This is a genomic window from Subtercola sp. RTI3 (genome assembly GCF_035018625.1).
In the GTDB taxonomy this organism is placed as follows: domain Bacteria; phylum Actinomycetota; class Actinomycetes; order Actinomycetales; family Microbacteriaceae; genus Subtercola; species Subtercola vilae.
Map to the genome: position 1 here is coordinate 18,834 of NZ_JASJXO010000037.1, position 19,178 is coordinate 38,011.

Here is a 19,178-nt window from a genome sequence, read left to right on the forward strand (position 1 = left end):
GGCGGCCCTGCTCAGTAGACGAGCGAATCGGCCCGCAGCGCGTCGGTCACGTTGCCCACCAGGGCGCCGTCGCGCGGGTCGAGCGCGAGCACCTCGGTGCCGTCGGCGAGCGCAGCCAGGTCGACCCAGATGGCGCTGGGGCTGCGCGTCGACCAGAAGTAGTAGGTGAGGTGGGTCACGTCGCTCACGGTGTGCCACCACGTGGGGTAGACGCCGCCATCGTCGTAGGGGGCACCGATGGGCACGGCCACGTTCTGCGAGAGCCCGAAGACCCCGGCGACGGCCTCGGCTGTGCTCGCGGGCTCGGGCAGGTAGTGCCTGAAGTAGCTGGCCCGCACGAAACGGTCATCTGAGGTGATGTCACCGGGCGGGCGCAGATCGCCGCCGAACGGGGCGAAGCGAGCGAGGTTGGTGAGCTGCTCGTCGTAGGTGGGCGAGTTGGCCATCACCGTGAACTCACGGCCGTGGTGCACCACCATCTCACCGTTCACCGGCTCGATGATCGCCGAGTCGCCCGAGGGGTCTTCGAGGGCGAGGTGGGCCCCCACATACTGACCACGGATAGGCGGCGCGAGCAGCTCGATTTCATCGATGTGCGCAATGACCTCGGCCACGGTCGAGAAGTTGTCGAGCACGTACTGCACCCAGAGCGCGATGGTGACGGTGCCGCGCCCGGTGTCGGTCGGCGGCTGAACGCCGTAGAGAAAGAGGGCGTGCGCTGCGAGACCCTTCTCGTTCATGCCGTCAGAGCTGCCCACGCCCCACATGCTGGTCGCCACGCTCGAATAGGTCGAGCGCCACGCCGCCGCTCCGGCTTGAGTACCACCGGTGCGCTCGGTTCCCCTCGGCATGAACCAGAGTTGCGGCTCATCGTCGACAGCCCAATCCATGCAGCGTGAGGTCACTTTCGCAACGTCGTTGTCATTCCAGAAGATTCGAGTGCACATGACCCGATGCTAGACGGTCACGGAGACTGCCGCACGAACTCCTCCACCAGCGAAGCGAACTCGTCGGCGCGCTCGATCTGCGGCATGTGGCCGGTCTTCTCGAACACATGCGTCTGGGCATTCGGCAGTGCTGTCGCCGCGGCAGCGAGGTGACTGAAGGGCAGAATGTGGTCATGGTCGCCCCACACCAGAAGGGTGGGAATGTCGAGCGCCGACAGCTTCGCCACAAGCGCCTCCCGCCACGCCGGCCGCACACCCCGAATGGTTCCGAGGTCATGCGCCACCTCGAGCATGGTCTGCGCGTGCGCCGGGCGCCCCGAGAGCACGAACGAATGGGCGATGCGCGCATCGGTCGCCACCCGCTTGTCGTAGAACACGGCCTGAACCGTGCGCGTCGAGTTGGCGTAGTTCGGCCGCATCAGCAGTCGGCCGAGGGGCTTGACCGCGAGCATCCGCAGCACCATCGTGACCTCGGAGCCGAAGCCCGCGCTGTCGGCGAGCACGAGCGACGATACGCGCTCTGGATGCCCGACCGCGAAGCTCATCGCGACGGCTCCGCCGAGCGAGTTACCGATCACCGGTGTCGCCCCGTCAACCCCGAGCGCATCGAGAAAGCCGGGCAGAATGCCCGCGAGCCTCGTGAGGGTCGCCGGGCCGCGCCGCCGTTCGGAGTAGCCGAAACCCGGCAGGTCGAGACTGATCACGGTGTGGGCGGCCGAGAGGCGGTCGTGCTGTTCGTTCCAGTCGTCGAGGCTCTGGCCAATGCCGTGCAGCAGCAGAATCGGTGAGCCGCTGCCGGTTCGGCGGTAGCGCAGGCGCGTACCGTCGACGGCGACGTAGGCGGTGCCGGGCAGCGCGAGCGGATCTTCGGCGGGCAGCGCGCCGGTGAGCCGATGCCCTGCACGCGGGCCGAGCGCGACCGGGCCGCTGAGGGGGGCGGCATCGGCGAGCGATGAAGCGCCGGGCGCCTGCCCGACCGGCCGGTCACCTCGGCGGCCGAACCGCACCGCGTCGGTCAGCGGGCCCAAACGCAGCAGCCCGTAGTCGCGCAGGTAGTTCTGATGCAGCCGCCACGGCGACGACTCGCCCTGCTTCGGCAGCTGGTCAGCGCTTCTCAGCACATACCCCGCCTGCAGATCGATCAGCGAGACCAGCTCGCCCGACAGCGCCGCCGCTGTGGCCACCGGCGTCACACTCTGGTAGCCGTGCCGTTTCAGGTATTTCAACAGCCGCACCACGTAGGCCGCCACCAGGTCGGCCTTGAGGGTCCACGATGCGTTGGTGTAGCCGATGGTCAGCGAGAAGTTCGGCACTCCCGCCAGCATCATGCCCTTGTACGTGAGCGTGTTCGACACGTCGATCGGCCGACCGTCGACGCTCAGCGTCATACCGCCCATGACGAGCAGGTTCAGCCCCGTCGCCGTCACGATCACGTCGGCGTCGAGCGTGTCGCCTGAGGCGAGCCGGATGCCCGTGGCCGTGATCTCCGCCACCCGGTCGGTCACGATGTCGGCGGCCCCCCGGCTGATGGCGCGGTACAGGTCACCGTCAGGAATCGCGCAGAGCCGCTGGTCCCATGGGTTGTAGCTCGGCGCGAGGTGCGTGTCGACGTCGAACCCGCTCGGCAGCTTCGCGACCGCCGACTTTCGCAGAATCGACTTCATCGTCTCGGGGCGGCGCCGGCTCAGCTGGTACGTGAACATCGAATAGCCGATGTTCTTCAGCCGAACGACGTCGTACGCCAGCTTCGCGGGAAGCCTGCCACGCAGCCGGTCTGCCGTGTGGTCGCGTGATGGCACGGGAGCAATGTAGGTGGGCGAGCGTTGCAGCATCGTCACGTGCGCCGCCGTCTTCGCCATCGACGGCACGAGCGTCACGGCGGTGGCGCCGCTGCCGACGATCACCACGCGCTTTCCGGCATAGTCAAGGTCGGCCGGCCAGTGCTGCGGGTGCACGATGCGGCCCTCGAAGTGCTCGCTGCCCGGGATGACCGGGGTGAACCCTTCGTCGTAGCGGTAGTAGCCCGAGCAGACCGAGAGGAACGAGCAGGTGAACGTGACGGTGTCGCCGCCCCGGGCATCCGGATGGCCCCGGTATTCGCCGGCGGAGGTGCGAAGGGCCGTCACGCTCCAGAGAGCGGTCTCGCTCGACCACTCCGCAGAGATGACCCGGTGATTCAGCCGCAGGTTCGGCTGCAGGCCCTCGTCGGCGACGGTCTCGATGATGTACTCGCGAATCGAGTCGCCGTCGGCAATGGCTTTGGCGTTGGTCCACGGTCGAAACGAGTAACCGAGTGTGTACATGTCGGAGTCGCTTCTGACGCCGGGGTAGCGAAAAAGATCCCAGGTGCCGCCCACCGCGCTTCGCGATTCGAGAAGGAGAAAGGATTTCGACGGGAGTTCGCGCTTCAGGCGGCTGGCCGCGCCAACACCGCTGAGGCCGCCACCCACGATCAACACGTCAACGTGTTCTGTCATAGCGCCAGTGTATCGACACGATGTCGACTACTCAACAGTGTGTCGACAAACGGAGATAGGATTGCTGTATGGCTCACCGCAGAAGCAGAACCGCTCGCCTCTCGGGCGACGACAGGCAACTCGCTCTGCTCGCCACGGCCGAGAAACTGCTCGGCGAGCGCTCGTTCGACGACATCTCCATCGAAGACCTCGCGGCCGGTGCCGGCATCTCCCGGCCCACGTTCTACTTCTACTTCTCGTCGAAAGACGAGGTTCTGCTGGCCCTGCTCGACACGGTCATTGCCGAGGTGCGCCACCGCGTGGCCGCACTGCCCCGCGACTTCGAGCTCGAACCGGCCGCCACCTGGCGGCGCTCGATCGAGGCGTTCATCGAAGTGTTCTCTGCCCACAGAGCTGTATCGAATGCGGCCATGACGGCCCGGATGCGCAACGCCGACGTGCACGCGCTCTGGGCGACTTCGATGCAGTCGTGGGCCGACTACTCCACAGAAATCATTCTGGCCGAGCGCGCCCGGGGCGCCGCACCCGACGGAATCGACGCGCACGACCTGGCCGTGGCGCTGAACCTGATGAACGAGCGCGTGCTCTCGGCCTCGCTGAGCGGCGACGCACCCCGCATCGACCAGGCCAGGTCGCTCGACGTGCTGTCGAGCATCTGGCTACGCAGCATCTACGGCACGACACCCGACTGAAGGAGAAGAACCATGTCAGACCTCAGAAACATCACCGTTCTCGGAACCGGCGTGCTCGGCTCGCAGATCGCCTTCCAGGCCGCGTTCCACGGCTACCCCGTGACCGCCTACGACATCAGCGACGACGTTCTGCAACACGCCCGCGAGCGCTTCGCCAAGCTGGCCGAGGTCTACCGCCGCGACCCGGCCGTGAACGCCACCGACGAGCAGGCCGAGCGCGCCCTCGCCAACCTGCACCTCACCGCCGACCTCGCCGATGCGGTCGCCGATGCCGACCTCGTCATCGAGGCGGTTCCCGAGCTTCTCGCCCTCAAACAAGACCTCTACACGAAACTCGCGCAGCTCGCCCCCGCGAAGACCATCTTCGCCACCAACTCGTCAACACTGCTGCCGAGCGACCTCAAAGGCTTCACCGGCCGCCCCGACCGTTTTCTCGCCCTGCACTACGCCAACCAGGTGTGGCGCAACAACACGGCAGAGGTGATGGGCACCACAGACACCGATCCGGCCGTCTATGCAGCCGTCGTCGCCTTCGCCACCGGCAGCGGGCTCGTGCCCATCGAGATCAAGAAGGAGAAGGCGGGGTACGTATTGAACTCGCTGCTCGTGCCGCTGCTGAATGCCGCCGCACAGCTGCTCGTCGACGGCATCGCCGACGTCGAAACCATCGACAAGACCTGGCGCATCGCCACCGGCGCCCCCGCCGGCCCGTTTCAGATCTACGACGTCGTGGGCCTCACCACGGCGTACAACATCGCCTCGTCGAGCCCCGATCCGCGCTCGCAGAAGTTTGCCGCTCTGCTGAAGACCGACTACATCGACAAGGGCAAACTCGGCACGGCCACCGGCGAGGGCTTCTACACCTACTGAGCCGGCCCTGCTCCAATCGAGATAGGTTGAGGTGACTCAGCCGAGTCAGTGCAATCCAATCGTGAGGCACCGAGTGAGCAACAGCCAGAAGAACGGCACCGGGGCGCGGCTCGGCCTGGGGCTGGCCGCCCTCGGTCGCCCGGCCTACATCACCGTGGGGCGCGGCGACGACCTCGGTGAGAGTGCCGACCGCTCGGTCGATGCGATGCGGGCCCGCGCCCATACCGTGCTCGACGCGGCGTGGCAGCAGGGCATCCGGTACGTCGATGCGGCCCGCTCGTACGGGCTGGCCGAACAGTTTCTGGGCTCATGGCTCGCCGGGCATCCCGAGCGCCGAGCCGAACTGACCCTCGGCTCGAAGTGGGGCTACGAGTACATCGGCGAGTGGCAGATGAACGCCCAGACGCACGAACGCAAGGAGCACAGCCTCCGGATGCTCGAGCGCCAGTGGCCCGAATCCCTCGCCGCGCTCGGCGGGCCGCCCGACGTGTACCTCATCCACTCGCTCACAACCGACAGCCCTGCCCTCGGCGATGATGCGCTGCTCGAGCGTCTGCGGCAGATCGCGGCCGGCGGCGTGCGCGTCGGGTTCTCGACGAGCGGCCCCGGCCAGGCGACGGTCATCGACGCCGCGCTCGCCCTGCCCGGCTCGCCGTTCTCGGCGGTGCAGACCACCTGGAACCTGCGCGAACCGTCAGCCGGTCCCGCCTTGGCGCGGGCAAAAGACGCCGGGTGGCTGGTGGTGGTGAAAGAGGTGCTCGCCAACGGCCGGCTGACCCTTCGCGGCGGCGAACCGGATGCCCTGGCCCTCGCCGAGCGCGCCGCGCAACCGCTCGCCGGGCTCGCCATCGGCGCGGCGTTCGCCCAGCCATGGCCCGACATCGTGCTGACCGGCGCCGTCACGGCAGAGCAGCTGCGGGAGAACCTGGCGGCCCGTCTCCCCCGCGTCAGCGCCGACGACCTCGCCAGCCTCGCCGAGCCGCCCGCCGAGTACTGGGCCGCCCGCAGCGCCCGCGCCTGGAGCTGACCGGCAACCTGAAGCTGACCGGTCGCCCGCAGCCGGCCGGCTCACGTCACCTCGAGAATCACGGTGATGCCCACCATGGCGCTGCCGATGAGAGCCAGCGCCACCCCGGCGACGCCCGCCTTGATGCGGGTGTACGGTGCCCACCACACGCCGACCAGGAACAGCGAGGCGATGCCCACCCCGTTCGAAACGTCGAGTGCAGTGTCGGGGTCGAGGGGGAGCAGAAACGGGATGATCGGCGGAAACGTCGAGACGAGCACCACCACGACGATCGCTGCCGCCGCACGAAAGTCAGCCGCCTTCAACCTCTCGGGAAACCGTTCGGTGGGCACGATCCGCGCGATCTCGTCGTACATCGTCGAGGCCGGTGCCGGGCCCGTGATGTCGTCGAGCGACGAGTCGAGGGCATCCCGAACCACCGACCGGCGCTGCTCGGGCGTCAGCGGCGATTCGCGGAGGGTGTGCGCCGCCAGATCCCACCGCCCACGTTGAAACAGCGCGTTCATCAGGTACAGCGCCGCGTCGATGATGGCCCAGGCGACCGCCGTCGAGAACGCGACGGTGAGCAGGCTCTGCACACCCTCGTCGGTGTTGATCGCGTCGAGCCGAGCGGTCGAGGTGATGCCCACCACCATGACGAGGCCCACCACGATCTCGGGAAGGGTCTCGCCGGGGCTGAGATTTCCCAGCACCGGCAGGCGGATACGCAGAAACGACTGCCTGGTCACCGCAGTTGCGTACCGTGCACCGCGAACTCGTCGATCGCGGCGATCTCGTCGGCGGTGAGCGGCGCTGCATCGCGGGCCCGAATGTTACCCTCGAGCTGCTTCACGCTCGAGGCGCCGATGAGCGCCGAAGCGACCTGCGGGTGACGCAGCACCCAGGTCAACGCCAGCTGCGCCAGGGTCTGCCCGCGCGACTCGGCGATCGCAGTGAGGCCGCGCACCCGTGCCAGGTAGGTTTCCCCGATCGCGCCCGGCTTCAGCCAGCGCCCCTCCGACGCACGTGATCCGTCAGGTACCACACCGGCGATGTAGCGGTCGGTGAGCAGCCCCTGCGCGAGAGGCGAGAAGACAATGGCGCCGGCACCGACCTCGTCGAGTACGGGCAGCAGGCCATTCTCGACGGTTCTGTCGAACAGCGAATACCGCGGCTGGTGGATGCTCAGCGGCACTCCCAGGTCTGCGAGCGCGGCCGCGGCCGCTCTGGTCTGCTCGGGGTTGTAGTTCGAGATGCCCACGTACAGCGCCTTGCCCGACTGAACCGCCGTGGCCAGCGCGCCCATGGTCTCTTCGATCGGAGTCTCAGGGTCGGGGCGATGCGAGTAGAAGATGTCGAAGTAGTCGAGCCCCGTGCGCTTCAACGACGCGTCGAGCGACGAGAGCAGGTACTTTCGCGAACCGCCGTCTTGGTACGGGCCCGACCACATGTCGTAGCCCGCTTTGCTCGAGATGATGAGTTCATCGCGGTACGGGCGCAGGTCTTCGGCGAACACGCGGCCGAAGTTCGTCTCGGCCGAGCCGGGAGGCGGCCCGTAGTTGTTGGCGATGTCGATGTGGGTCACACCGAGATCGAATGCCCGGCGAATGATCGCCCGCTGGTTCTCGAGTGGCTTGTCGTCACCGAAGTTGTTCCAGAGGCCGAGCGACACCGTGGGCAGTTGAAGGCCGCTTCGCCCGACTCGGTTGTAGGTCGCGCGGTCGTAGCGGTCGGGGGCAGCGCTGTAAGGCATGGTGGCTCTGACTTTCTGACAGGTGCAGCGGGTTCAAGGGTTCAGCGGTTCAGCGGTTCAGCGGTTCTGTCACACGTCGGAGGGGCCCGATTGCGGCCCCCCGACAAAACCGACGCGCGGTGACGCCGCGGCATGGATCTCGAACACCACGATATCGTTGCGTCCGCCCACGAGCGCCCCCCGGGGCACATACAGCGCGAGCTGTGGGCCCGCGCTCCAGTATCGACCGATGTTGAAGCCGTTCACCCAGACCGAGCCCTTCGACCAGCCGTCGAGGTTCAGGTAGAGGTCGGTCGGCGCGTCGAGGGTGAACGAGCCTCCGACGAATGCGGGGCCGGCCACCGCGTCGAGCGCGCCGAGAGGTTCGCCGCGACCGGTGAGCGTAGCAACGAGCGCGTCGAGGTCACGCGAGGCGAGGGTGAGAACATCCCACTCCAGCAGCGCCTGCCCATTCATGCTGACGCTGCCGATCAGCCCCTTGGCTTCGCCGATGCGTGGCCCGTAGTTGACTCTGCCCTGGTCTTCGACCAGGAGCTGCAACCACCCGGCCGCGCCGCCCGGCAACGCCAGAAGTCGCTCCTGCGCGGCGCGGCTCAGCGTTCCCACGGCGACGCGATCGACGAACACGGTCGCGCGGTCGCGCACTTCTTCGACCCGCAGCATCCGTGAGTCGCCCGGGGCCAGGGCCGCGCGGTACAGGGTGAACCCGTCGAAGCTCTGCACCTCGTCTGCCGTCGGCAGGTGCTCGAAATGGTGCCACGTCGGCGCCGTTTCGGCCACATCGTGAAGACTCACCGACCAGTCGAGGTCGACAGCGAAGATGGGCGCCTCGACCGGCGGCCCGGGAGACTCTTCGGGTACCGCGTGAAACTCGGAGATCGCCTGCTTCATGGCATAGTACTTCGCCGTGGCATCGCCGTTCTCGGCCAGTGGAGCGTCGTAGTCGTACGAGGTGACCGTCGGCTGGTACACGCCCTTGTCGTTCGCGCCATTCGTGAACCCGAAGTTCGTGCCGCCGTGAAACATGTAGAGACTGAACGACGCACCTGTCGCCAGAAGTTCGCGCAGATCGGCCGCCGTCTCGTCGGCCGATGTTGTGTGGTGATAGCCGCCCCAGAAGTCGAACCAGCCGTTCCAGTACTCCCCGCACATCAGCGGCCCCGTGCTCTGGTGGGCGCGAAGCGTCGCCAGCCGTTCCCTGCTGCGCGAGCCGAACGAGGCGGTCATGAGCGCGCCGTCGACGCGCCCATTCTCGAGCATCTGGGTGGTCGGCTGGTCGATCGTGGTGAGCGGAACCGTGATGCCGCCCGCACGGTTCAACCGCACGAGCTCGGTGAGGTAGGCCGTGTCGCTGCCGTAGGCACCGTACTCATTCTCGATCTGCACCAAGATCACCGGGCCGCCCCTGTCGATCTGCAGGGGCGCAATCAGCGGCAGCACCTGCTCGAGATAGCGGGTGACCTCGGCCATATACTGCGGCTCGCTGCTCCGGATGCCCACCCCCACACCCTCGAACAACCACGCGGGCAGCCCTCCGTTGTCCCATTCGGCACAGATGTAGGGGCCTGGCCGAACGATGGCGTGCATACCCTCTGCGGCCACCAGTTCGAGAAACGCGACGACGTCGAGCTGCCCGTCGGCGCGGAACTCCCCGCGGCGTGGAGAATGTGCATTCCAGGGAATGTAGGTCTCGATCGTGTTCAGGCCCATCAAGCGGGCCTTGTGAATACGATCGGCCCACTGGTCGGGGTGCACACGAAAGTAGTGCAGCGCCCCGGCCATCACCCGGTAAGGCGAACCGTTGAGCAGAAAGTGCTCTGCTCCGATTTCAAATGTCGACACGGTTGTCCTTCAGATTCTCACGCGCGCGCGGGGTGTTGGTGTTACTTGTTGACCGCGAAGCCCTGCTGGGCTCCGTAGCTGACGCTCGACTCCTGCCAGGCCGCCAGACCCTTGTTCAGGTCTGACTTGTTGGCATACGACTGGCCGACCGTGTCGCTGAAGACACTGTTGGCATAGGTCTGGAACGGCAGGTACTGCCACCCGGGAACGACGGAGTTCGACGCGTCGAGCAGCACCTTGTTGATCAGCTGGCCACCGAAGTAGGTGGGTGCGTCTGCCAGGAAGGTGGGGTCGTTGAGCTGTGCGGTGGTGGAGGGAAAACCGCCACCCTTCAAGAACACGCTGACGCCGGGGCCCGAGTTCAGCCACTGCAGAAATCCTGCCGCAACGAGCTGGTTCTTGCTCTGGGCCAGAACAGCCTGTCCGCCGCCGCCGTTCTGGGCGGTGGCCGCGGTGCCGTCGTAGGTGGGCAGAGGGGCCACGCGCCAGTTGCCTGCACTGCCGAGCGCACCGGTCTCGAGGTTGCCGGGCATCCAGGCACCGGTCACGAGTGAGGCGATCGAGCCGTCGCTCAGAGACTTCCACCACGCGTCACTCCACGAGGGGGTGCTCGAGACAAGACCCGGCTCCACGAGCTGGTTCCACATGTCGGCGTACTTCTTCGAACCGGCATCCTGCAGATTGACGGTCACTGAGTTACCCGACGAGACGTATGGCTTGCCACCGGCCTGCCAGATGAGACTGGTGGTGAGGCCGGCGTCACCCGCGTCGTTGGTGATGTATTTCGTCGGGTCGGCGGCGTGCAGCTTGGCGGCGTCAGCGATGTACTCGTCCCACGTCGTGGGAACCGTCAGCCCGTACTGGTCGAAGATGGCTTTGTTGTAGAACAGGGCCATGGGGCCCGAGTCCTGCGGCAGCGCGTAGATGGCCGATCCCCCGGTGACCGCTGTCCAGGTCGACGGCGAATACGAACTCTGAAGCGACGAGAAGCCATACGAGCTGAGGTCGGTGAGCGACTTCGAGAGTTCGAACTGCGGCATCGCGTAGTACTCGATCTGCGCCACATCCGGAGCACCCGAACCCGCCTTGATCGCGTTCTGCAGTTTCGTGTATTCGTCGTTGCCGGTGCCGGCGTTGACGAGGTTGACCGTGACGTTCGGGTACTGCGCCTCGAATGCAGCGACCTGGTCTTTGGCCTGCGGAGTCCAGCTCCAGTAGGTGATGGTCGACTTCTGCTGCAACGCGGCAGCGATCTGGTCGGCGTTGGCCGAGCTGTTGGCCGTCGGCGTCGAACCCGAGCAGGCTGCAAGGGCTCCGGCGAGCAGAATGCCCACTGTCGCGAGCGCGGCGACCCTCCCGACCGGCAGAGAACGTGTGCGTGTGATTTTCATGGTGTTCCTTTCACTTCATCGTGGGTACTGAGGCTGTGGTGCGGGGGATGAGATTCGGGGTCATTCTTTGACGCTGCCAGCACTGAGGCCCGACTGCCAGAACCGCTGCAGAAAGAGAAAAGCAACGACGATGGGAACGATCGTGAGAAGCGAACCGGTGATGACCAGGTTGTAGATCGGCTGCGCGGCCACACCACTTGCTTGCGCGTTCCACTGGTTCAGACCCACGGTGAGCGGGTAGAGCGTCGGGTCGCTCAGCATGATCAGGGGCAGAAAGTAGTTGTTCCATGTCGCCACGATCGTGAAGAGCAGCACGGTCACGAGGCCGGGCGTCAGTAGTCGAATGGCGATCGTGAAAAACGTGCGCATCTCGCTCGCGCCGTCGATGCGTGCCGCTTCGAGCAGTTCGCTCGGTATGGCATCAGAGGCGTACGTCCAGATCAGGTACAGACCGAACGGGCTGATCAGGGAGGGCAGGATGACCGCCCACACGGTATTCGTGAGCCCGAGTTGGCTGAACATCAGAAAGGTCGGCACTGCCAGCGCGGTACCCGGGATAGCCACGGCCCCGAGAATGAGCGCGAACACGAACTTCTTGCCCGGAAAGTTGAACTTGGCGAGGCCATACCCGCCGAGCAGCGCGAGAAACGTCGCCCCGCCCGCACCGATCACGACGTAGAGCAGCGTGTTGCCGAACCAGTGCACGAAGATGCCGTTGTTGTAGGTGAGCGTCTGGCCGATGTTGTCGAAGAAGGCGAAGGGGCCGCTGAACCACAGACCGAACGAGCTCAGCAGGCTGGCCTGGGTCTTGGTCGAGTTGACGAACAGCCAGAACAACGGCAGCAGGCTGTAGACGAGCAGCAACCCCATGACGATCGTGAGAATCGTCGACTTGCGGCGGTACGTTGCGCCGCCCTTTGTGCGTGAGACTGACGACATCGTCACAGCTCCTTTCGTGAACCGCGCAGCTGCACGATATAGGCGATGACGGCTGTGAGAACGCCCATGATGATGGCGATGGTGGCCGAGTAGTTGTACTGCTGGCCGGCGAACGACAGGTTGTAGGCGTACATGTTCGGCGTGAAGAACGTGCTGATCGAGTTGGGTGCCAGCGACTTGAGGATGTTCGGTTCATTGAAGAGCTGAAAGCTGCCGATGATCGAGAAGATGACGGCGATGACGATCGCTGGGCGCAGCGCCGGCAGCTTGATGCTCCTGATCACCTGGAACGCGCGGGCCCCGTCGAGCTCTGCGGCCTCGTACAGGTCTCCCGAGATCACCCGAAGCGCCGCATAGAACAGCAGCATGTTGTAGCCCGTGAACTCCCAGGTGTTGATGTTGCCGATTGCCGCGAGCACGACGTTCGGCGCCAGCGGGTCGAACGCGATTCCGAAGAACTTGTCGAAGCTGCCCACGAGCCCGAACTGGGTGCCGTAGATGAAGCCCCACATCAGCACGGCCACAACAGCGGGCACCGCGTAGGGCAGAAAGATCGCGATGCGAAAGAACGAGGCCGCGTGCAGTCGGGCACTGTCGAGCGCCAGCGCCGCAGCGAGAGCGATGAGGAGCATGATCGGAACCTGCACGACCAGAAACAGCACAACCCGCCCGAGCGAATCCCAGAAGTTAGGGTCGGTCAGAGCCTCGACGTAATTGGCGAACCCGACGAAGGCATTGCCACCGACCAGCTGATCGCGAAAGAGGCTGAGGTAGACCGCGTAGATGACCGGCGCCACCAATACGAGCGCGAAGACCAGCAGAAACGGGAGAACGAACATCCAGCCCGTCCATTGGCGCTTGGTGCGTCGCATGACGGGCGGAGATGACAACTGCAGCGACGACATCGTCCCTCACTGGGCTGGGCAGTTCTGTGTTGCCACAGCCCTGCGGTCTATGTTCACGTCAACATGAACTCGACCGACCATATCATGTTTACGTGAACATGCAACAATGTGTTCAGAGCGAAAGGATGCCCGTGAACCCGCCCACCGATTCGAGTGATGCGCTGCGAGCCCGAAAGAGTATTGAGCGTTCCGTTTCGATGGCCGACGTCGCCAAACTCGCCGGAGTGTCGGGCCAGACGGTCTCGCGCGTGGCGAACGGCCACAGCAATGTCGATGCCACGACGCGCGACCGCGTGCTCGACGCGATGAAGACGCTCGGCTACCGGCCCAACGTCGCCGCGCGGGCGCTGCGCACCGGTCGGTCGGGCTCGATCGGCGTCATCATGTTCTCGCTCTCGACCTTCGGCAATCGAAAGACCCTCGACGCCATCGCGATGGCCGCCGCCGACGAGGGCTATGCCACCACTCTCATCCCCATCCTGCACCCGAGCCAGGGTGCGGTGAGCGACGCCTTCGTGCGGCTCAGCGAGCAGGCCGTCGACGGCGTGGTCATCGTCATCGAGGCGCACGTGCTCGACTCCGCCGAGATCGTGCTTCCCGCCGGGCTGCCCGTGGTCATCGTCGACTCCGACGCCGGCGAACGCTATACCGTGGTCGACACCGACCAGTACCAAGGCGCGCAACTCGCCACCCAGCACCTGCTCGATCTCGGTCATCCACAGGTCTGGCACATCTCCGGGCCGCCCTCGTCGTTCTCGGCCGCTCGCCGAACCCAGTCGTGGCGCGCGACCCTCGAGGCCGCGAACATCGTTCCGCCACCCGTGCTCATCGGCGACTGGAGCACCACGTCGGGGTACGAACTCGCCCAGTCTCTGGTCGCCCGACCCGAGGTCACCGCCATCTTCGCCGCGAACGACCAAATGGCACTCGGCGCGATGATGGCCATTCACGAGGCCGGCAGGGAGATTCCCGCGTCAATCAGTGTCGTGGGCTTCGACGACACCGAGGAGTCAGGCGCCTTCTGGCCGCCGCTGACCACGATTCACCAAGACTTCGTCGCGGTGGGCCGACTCTGCATCGACAAACTGATTGCCGAGATTGTCGGCGGCCACGACACCACTGGCACGACGCTCGTCGCCACCCGGCTCGTGGCCCGCAGCTCCACGGCACCCCTGGGCGGCACCCCGCACTAGAGTTGGCGAGTGAGAATCGCACTGCTGGGGGGCCTCCGTCTCGAGCACGACGGCCGCGTCATCCCCGTCTCGGGCGCCATGCAGCTCGCCGTGCTTTTTCGCCTCGCCGTCGACGCGGGCACCTCGGTGAGCTATCGCTCGATCGCCGAAGACGTGTGGGGGTCGGATGCCCCCGAGAACACGCGGGCAGCACTCCAGTCGATCGTGTCGCGCCTGCGCTCGCAGCTCCCCCCGTCGTCGATCGAGTCGACCACGGGCGGTTACCGCCTGGCCGTTGCACGCACTGACGTCGACGCACTCGCCTTCTCCGACCTGGTCACCACCGCCGAACGGAGCGGCGACGCGGTCGCTCTGCTCGCTCGAGCACTCGAACTCTGGGCCGGTGAACCCTGGATTCCCTCGCAGAACTTCGACTGGTTCCTGCGCGATCTGAGCAGCGATCACGCCCGAGCCGTTGAGTTGGTCGGCCGCCGCGCCGCGCCCAAGCCGAGCGCCGCACTACCGGCACAACTCACCAGTCTCGTCGGCCGCGAGCTCGAGCTCGCGACGATAGCCGACCAGCTGAAGACCAATCGATTGGTCACACTCATCGGAACCGGAGGGGCAGGCAAGACGCGCCTCGCCCTCGAGACCGCAGCCAACCAGAGCGGCAACACCATTTTGGTCGAGCTGGCACCGGTGGGCCCGAGCGAAGTCGTGGGGTCGGTACTCACGGCCACCGGCCGAGAAATCCGCACTGTAGAAACCAGCGGCGACTCGAGCCGCACCCGTATTCTCGAGGCGTTGGCCGGTCGAGATGTTCTGCTCGTGCTCGACAACTGCGAGCACGTCATCGATGCGGCGGCGGCGCTGTCGCAAGATCTGCTGTCGGCCCTGCCGCGCCTGCGAATTCTCGCGACGAGCCGGGAGCCTCTCGGGGTTCCGGGCGAGGCGTTCGTAGGCCTCGGATCACTGCCGCATCCCACCGACGCCGTGATCCGAGCGTCGAACCCCGAAGAACTTCTGGCCTTCGCCGCGGTCGAACTGTTCTGCCAGCGGGCCCTTTCGGCCCGGGGTCGCCCGCTCGAGGGCGACGAAGTGAGCATGGCGGGTCGCATCTGCGCTCGTCTCGACGGGTTGCCGCTCGCGATCGAACTTGCGGCAGCCAAGCTTCGCACCATGGAACCCGCCGAGGTGCTCACCGGCCTCGACGATCGGTTCACCCTGCTGACCGGCGGGTACCGTACAGCGATGCCCCGGCACCAGACCCTCCGCGCGATGATCGACTGGAGCTGGAGCCTGCTCGACGAAGGCGAGCGCCGCGCTCTGCTCGGGCTGTCTGTCTTTCCCGCCGGCGTCGGGGTCGCCGAGGCGCGCGCGCTCGCCGAGGCCCTCGAATTGCCCAGCGCGGCCGTCTTCGACTCGCTCGTCGACCGCTCGCTGCTGCAGCGTTCGCGGGGGCGTTTTCGCCAACTCGAGACCATTCGCGAATACGGCCTCGAACGAGTGGCCGCAGAGGGCGCCCTGGCCGAGGCCAGAACCGCGCAGGCCCGGTACATGATGCAGCGCGCCGCCGAGGTCGACCGACGACTGCGGGGCCCGGGCATCATGCAGGCAATAGCCTGGTTCGACGACGAAGAAGACAACCTGGCCGCCGCCCTGCGGTTCGCAGCGGGGGTTCCGGCGCCCCAGATCGTTGTTCGACTCACCATCTCATCGGCGTGGTACTGGGTGCTGCGCGACAGGAACGAAGAAGCGGCAACGTGGCTCGGCATTGCTGCGAGCCAGGCGGCGGGTGTCGAGGGTGACGAGGCGAAGATACTTTCGCTCGTGCATCCGTTGCTCGAAGACTTCACCGGCAACGACACGGATGAGTTCGACCTGGCCCTGTTGGGCGAGAAGCTGCGGCAGCTGCGTGCTCCGCTGAAGGGTGTCGAACTGCGGGCCGGAAGCCACGAGATGCTGCAATTGCTCGCACCCGGCCTGCTGGCGTTCGCTGAGGTCGCCGGCAATCCCGACTGGTTCACCTCTGTTCGATTGCCCCGCGGCGAAGAACTCGGCCTCGATCCGTGGCCGACCGCTATGTTGCACGTGATGAGTGCAGCGGCAGCCCAGAACCGCGGTGAGATCGCCGAACTCGGTGCCGAGGCAGAAGTCGCTCTTCGCCTGTTCGCCGAGGTCGGCGATCTGTGGGGCACCGCCATGGCCGAACGGATGCTCGCCGAATGGGTGACCCTCGAGGGCGATCTCGAGCGAGCGCTCAGCCTTGCCGACTCATCGACCGACATCATGCAGGTCATCACGTCGAGCCCCGACTTCGCACGCGAACAGGGGCTGAGCATTCAATTGCTGTGGCGGCTGGGGCGCATCGACGAAGCCCGCGCGCGCATCACAGCGTCAGTTGCCGAGACCGAGGCCGAAGGCGACCCGCGGGCCATCCTGCAGGCTCAGATCAACGGGCTGCGGCTTGACGTATCGCTTCGTGACATGCATTCGGCACAGCAACGTGTCATCGCTGTCGAGGGTTTCATCGAACAGGCCAGAGCGCCCCTGCAGACGGTTGCGGTACTCGAGACGGCGAAGGCGGCGATTGCCCGCGAACGGGGCGACACCGAGGCGGCCGAACATCATCTGCGAGCTGCGGCGGCGAGTGCCCTCAAGAGCCGTGACCAGCCGATCATCGGCGGCGTCGCGATCGGCGTAGGCCTGCTCGCTCTGGCCAGGGGCGATGTACGGATGGCTGTGCGCGCGGTCGACTTCGCCACCACCATCATCGGCGCGTACGACGCGACCAACCCCGACATCCTCGAGATCGCTGTCGCAGCCGACCGCGCAGAAATCGGGCGCCCGAGTACATCTGTACCCGAACGCCCGAGTTCGCTCGAAGCGCTGAACGACCTGCTGGCCTGATCTCAGATCTTCTTGCGGTAGGCCCAGGTTGCGAGAGGGAAGAAGACGCCGACCAGCACCACACATGACGTGATCACCCAGAGGATCTGGCCGGTGGTGGTGTCTCCCACCACACCCGTCGACCCCGTCAGCAGGCCACGCATCGATTCGATGACGTGCGTCACCGGGTTGATGGCCACCCACCCCTGTAGCCACGTCGGAAGAGTGGATGCCGGCACGAATGTCGACGATCCGAACGTCAGCGGAAAGACGATGAGAAACGACAGGCCCTGCACGGCCCCTGCACTGCGGGCGAGCATGCCGATCAGCACCGAAACCCAGCAGAGGCTGACCGCGAAAGCGATGATCAACAGCACTGCGATCGCCACGTGCCACCACGGCGTCGTGAACTCGAAACCGATGATGCGACCGAAGACCAACGTCACCGTGATGGCGATCGAGTGGCGCACGATGTCCCCGAGCACGGCACCGAACAGCGGCGCCGATCGGGCGATGGGCAGCGACCGGAACCGGTCGAAGATGCCCTTCTGAATGTCGGTGTTCAAGTTCACGCCGATGGTCAGCGATGTGAACATGATGGTCTGCACGATGATGCCGGGCAGGGCGAACTGAACGTATTTGTCGGTCGAACCGGCAATGGCCCCACCGAAGATGAAGACGAACAACACCGTCATGATGATGGGCTGCACCGTGACATCGATGAACTGCTCCGGGTTTCGGAACATCTTCGTGATGGTGCGTTTGGCGAGGATGAGAGAGTCGCGAATCATCAGGCGGCCGCTCCGTTCGGGGTCTCGTCTTTTTTGGTCTGGCCGGTGAGCGAGTAGAAGACCTCGTCAAGGCTCGGCAGCCGCAGCGACAGCTCCGACACCGAGATGTTCTCGGCGGCGAGGGCTGCGACTACCGTGGTCATGGCCGATTCGCTGGCGACCGACACCGAGAGCAGGTCCGGGGCCGGTTGCTCCGGTTCTCGCGTGCCGTATCGCACAAGCAGCTCGCGAACGCGCGGCAGTGATGTCACATCGGTCGGCCGCACCTCGAGGGTCTGGCCCCCGACCTGTCGCTTCAGGCCTTGGGGAGTGTCGTGCGCGATGATCGAGCCGTGGTCGATGACGGTGATCTCATTGGCCAGCGCATCAGCCTCTTCGAGGTACTGCGTCGTCAACAAGATGGTCGTGCCCTGCTTCACGAGCACGCGGATCATGTCCCACACGTCGTCGCGCTTGGCCGGATCGAGCCCCGTCGTCGGCTCGTCGAGGTACACGACAGCTGGCCGACCAATGAGCGAAGCCGAGAGATCGAGCCGTCGTCGCATGCCACCCGAGTACGTTTTCGCGAGCCGGCCGGCAGCATCTGTGAGATCGAATTCGGCCAGCAGCTCGGCTACCCGCACCTTCGCCTGCCGCGTCGACAGGTCGAGCAGCTGGCCGATCATCACCAGGTTCTGCATGCCAGTGAGGTCTTCGTCCACACTGGCGAACTGGCCCGTCAGGCCGATCTTGCGGCGCACGGCCGTCGCCTGGTGCACGACGTCGAGCCCCGACACGGTGGCCGTGCCGCCATCTGGCTTCAACAGGGTTGCGAGAATGCGCACCGCTGTCGTCTTACCTGCGCCGTTCGGGCCGAGTACGCCGAGAACGCGCCCCTCCTCGACCGTGATGTCGATTCCGTCGAGCGCGGTGGTCTTACCGAAGCGCTTGATGAGGCCGTGGGCCTCGATTGCTGCTGGCATTGTGATCTCCTCTGCAGATGCGCGGTGTAAAACGCGTCTGAGACGAGTGTGCAGGAGCAGCGCTGTCGCAGCGCTGTCAGCTGCTGTCAGCGCCTGTCTGGCTGCTGACGGGGGTGGTTAAATGCAGGAAAGCCCAGCAACCGTTGTAAGGGTTGTTGGGCTTTCCTGGTGTTTCTTAAGGTGGGTCCGGCGGTGTCCTACTCTCCCACAAGGTCTCCCTTGCAGTACCATCGGCGCTGCGAGTCTTAGCTTCCGGGTTCGGAATGTTACCGGGCGTTTCCCTCGCGCTATGGCCGCCGAAACATTAGGGACATCCCTGGTGGGTGTGTCTGCATGTTCCGAAGGGTTTAGCTTCGATCATTTTCAGTTGTGACCCGACCGTATGTCGGGAACCACAGAGTGGACGCGAGTGTTTTTGTTGCGCAAAAAGTTGACCTTCCACCAACCCGTGAGGGTGGGCGGGTTGTGTTGATGAAGTTATCGGCTTATTAGTACAGGTCAGCTCCACACCTCGTTAGTTGGTGCTTCCACATCCTGCCTAT

The 19,178-nt window shown here is 65.6% G+C and carries 15 protein-coding genes and 1 rRNA gene; 5 read left to right on the plus strand and 11 right to left on the minus strand.

Annotated elements, in window-relative coordinates; all coding sequences use genetic code 11:
• Positions 1 to 11 precede the first annotated feature (11 nt).
• Positions 12 to 947, minus strand: coding sequence for a linear amide C-N hydrolase (locus QN358_RS13285; RefSeq protein ID WP_136641292.1), 936 nt, complete (start codon positions 945 to 947; stop codon positions 12 to 14).
• Between the two features lie 17 nt (positions 948 to 964).
• On the minus strand, positions 965 to 3,424 hold the full coding sequence (locus tag QN358_RS13290) for an alpha/beta fold hydrolase (protein ID WP_136641293.1): 2,460 nt from the start codon (positions 3,422 to 3,424) through the stop codon (positions 965 to 967).
• Positions 3,425 to 3,492: 68 nt separating this feature from the next.
• Here QN358_RS13290 and QN358_RS13295 point away from each other — a divergent pair, with 68 nt between their 5' ends.
• The 3 genes from QN358_RS13295 (at position 3,493) to QN358_RS13305 (ending at position 6,013) form a co-directional block, all read left to right on the plus strand.
• On the plus strand, positions 3,493 to 4,116 hold the full coding sequence (locus QN358_RS13295; RefSeq protein WP_136641294.1) for a TetR/AcrR family transcriptional regulator: 624 nt from the start codon (positions 3,493 to 3,495) through the stop codon (positions 4,114 to 4,116).
• A 12-nt stretch (positions 4,117 to 4,128) separates the two neighbouring features.
• Positions 4,129 to 4,986, plus strand: coding sequence for a 3-hydroxyacyl-CoA dehydrogenase (locus tag QN358_RS13300; protein WP_323512663.1), 858 nt, complete (start codon positions 4,129 to 4,131; stop codon positions 4,984 to 4,986).
• A 73-nt stretch (positions 4,987 to 5,059) separates the two neighbouring features.
• A complete protein-coding gene (locus QN358_RS13305) occupies positions 5,060 to 6,013 on the plus strand; it encodes an aldo/keto reductase (RefSeq protein WP_201799235.1) in 954 nt (317 codons plus the stop codon).
• Positions 6,014 to 6,054: 41 nt separating this feature from the next.
• Here the strand turns inward: QN358_RS13305 and QN358_RS13310 are convergent, their stop codons facing one another.
• The 6 genes from QN358_RS13310 to QN358_RS13335 all read right to left on the minus strand — a co-directional run bounded on the left by QN358_RS13310 (position 6,055) and on the right by QN358_RS13335 (position 12,822).
• The gene (locus QN358_RS13310) at positions 6,055 to 6,741 is read right to left on the minus strand and encodes a VIT1/CCC1 transporter family protein (RefSeq protein ID WP_136641297.1); all 687 of its coding nucleotides are present in this window, start codon (positions 6,739 to 6,741) and stop codon (positions 6,055 to 6,057) included.
• Complete coding sequence (locus QN358_RS13315) at positions 6,738 to 7,745, minus strand: aldo/keto reductase (protein ID WP_136641298.1); 1,008 nt, start codon at positions 7,743 to 7,745, stop codon at positions 6,738 to 6,740. The genes QN358_RS13310 and QN358_RS13315 overlap by 4 nt, the downstream gene beginning before the upstream one ends.
• A 69-nt stretch (positions 7,746 to 7,814) precedes the next feature.
• Positions 7,815 to 9,587, minus strand: coding sequence for a beta-galactosidase family protein (locus QN358_RS13320; protein ID WP_323512664.1), 1,773 nt, complete (start codon positions 9,585 to 9,587; stop codon positions 7,815 to 7,817).
• Positions 9,588 to 9,628: 41 nt separating this feature from the next.
• Entirely contained in the window at positions 9,629 to 10,978 is a 1,350-nt protein-coding gene (locus tag QN358_RS13325; RefSeq protein WP_323512665.1) for a sugar ABC transporter substrate-binding protein, read from the minus strand.
• A gap of 60 nt (positions 10,979 to 11,038) precedes the next feature.
• Positions 11,039 to 11,917 (minus strand): carbohydrate ABC transporter permease, encoded by an 879-nt coding sequence (locus QN358_RS13330; RefSeq protein ID WP_323512666.1) that lies wholly within the window; start codon positions 11,915 to 11,917, stop codon positions 11,039 to 11,041.
• 2 nt (positions 11,918 to 11,919) lie between these two features.
• A complete protein-coding gene (locus tag QN358_RS13335) occupies positions 11,920 to 12,822 on the minus strand; it encodes a carbohydrate ABC transporter permease (protein WP_136641307.1) in 903 nt (300 codons plus the stop codon).
• 131 nt (positions 12,823 to 12,953) lie between these two features.
• On the opposite strand from QN358_RS13335, the gene QN358_RS13340 reads away from it, so the two are divergent.
• Complete coding sequence (locus QN358_RS13340) at positions 12,954 to 14,015, plus strand: LacI family DNA-binding transcriptional regulator (RefSeq protein ID WP_323512667.1); 1,062 nt, start codon at positions 12,954 to 12,956, stop codon at positions 14,013 to 14,015.
• A gap of 9 nt (positions 14,016 to 14,024) precedes the next feature.
• A complete protein-coding gene (locus QN358_RS13345; RefSeq protein WP_323512668.1) occupies positions 14,025 to 16,904 on the plus strand; it encodes an AfsR/SARP family transcriptional regulator in 2,880 nt (959 codons plus the stop codon).
• 2 nt (positions 16,905 to 16,906) lie between these two features.
• On the opposite strand, the gene QN358_RS13350 is transcribed toward QN358_RS13345, so the two are convergent.
• The 3 genes from QN358_RS13350 to rrf all read right to left on the minus strand — a co-directional run bounded on the left by QN358_RS13350 (position 16,907) and on the right by rrf (position 18,937).
• A complete protein-coding gene (locus QN358_RS13350) occupies positions 16,907 to 17,674 on the minus strand; it encodes an ABC transporter permease (RefSeq protein ID WP_136641309.1) in 768 nt (255 codons plus the stop codon).
• Entirely contained in the window at positions 17,674 to 18,636 is a 963-nt protein-coding gene (locus QN358_RS13355) for an ATP-binding cassette domain-containing protein (RefSeq protein WP_323512669.1), read from the minus strand. Before QN358_RS13355 ends, QN358_RS13350 begins: the two co-directional genes overlap by 1 nt.
• A gap of 184 nt (positions 18,637 to 18,820) precedes the next feature.
• Positions 18,821 to 18,937, minus strand: a 5S ribosomal RNA gene (gene rrf / locus QN358_RS13360).
• Positions 18,938 to 19,178: the final 241 nt, after the last annotated feature.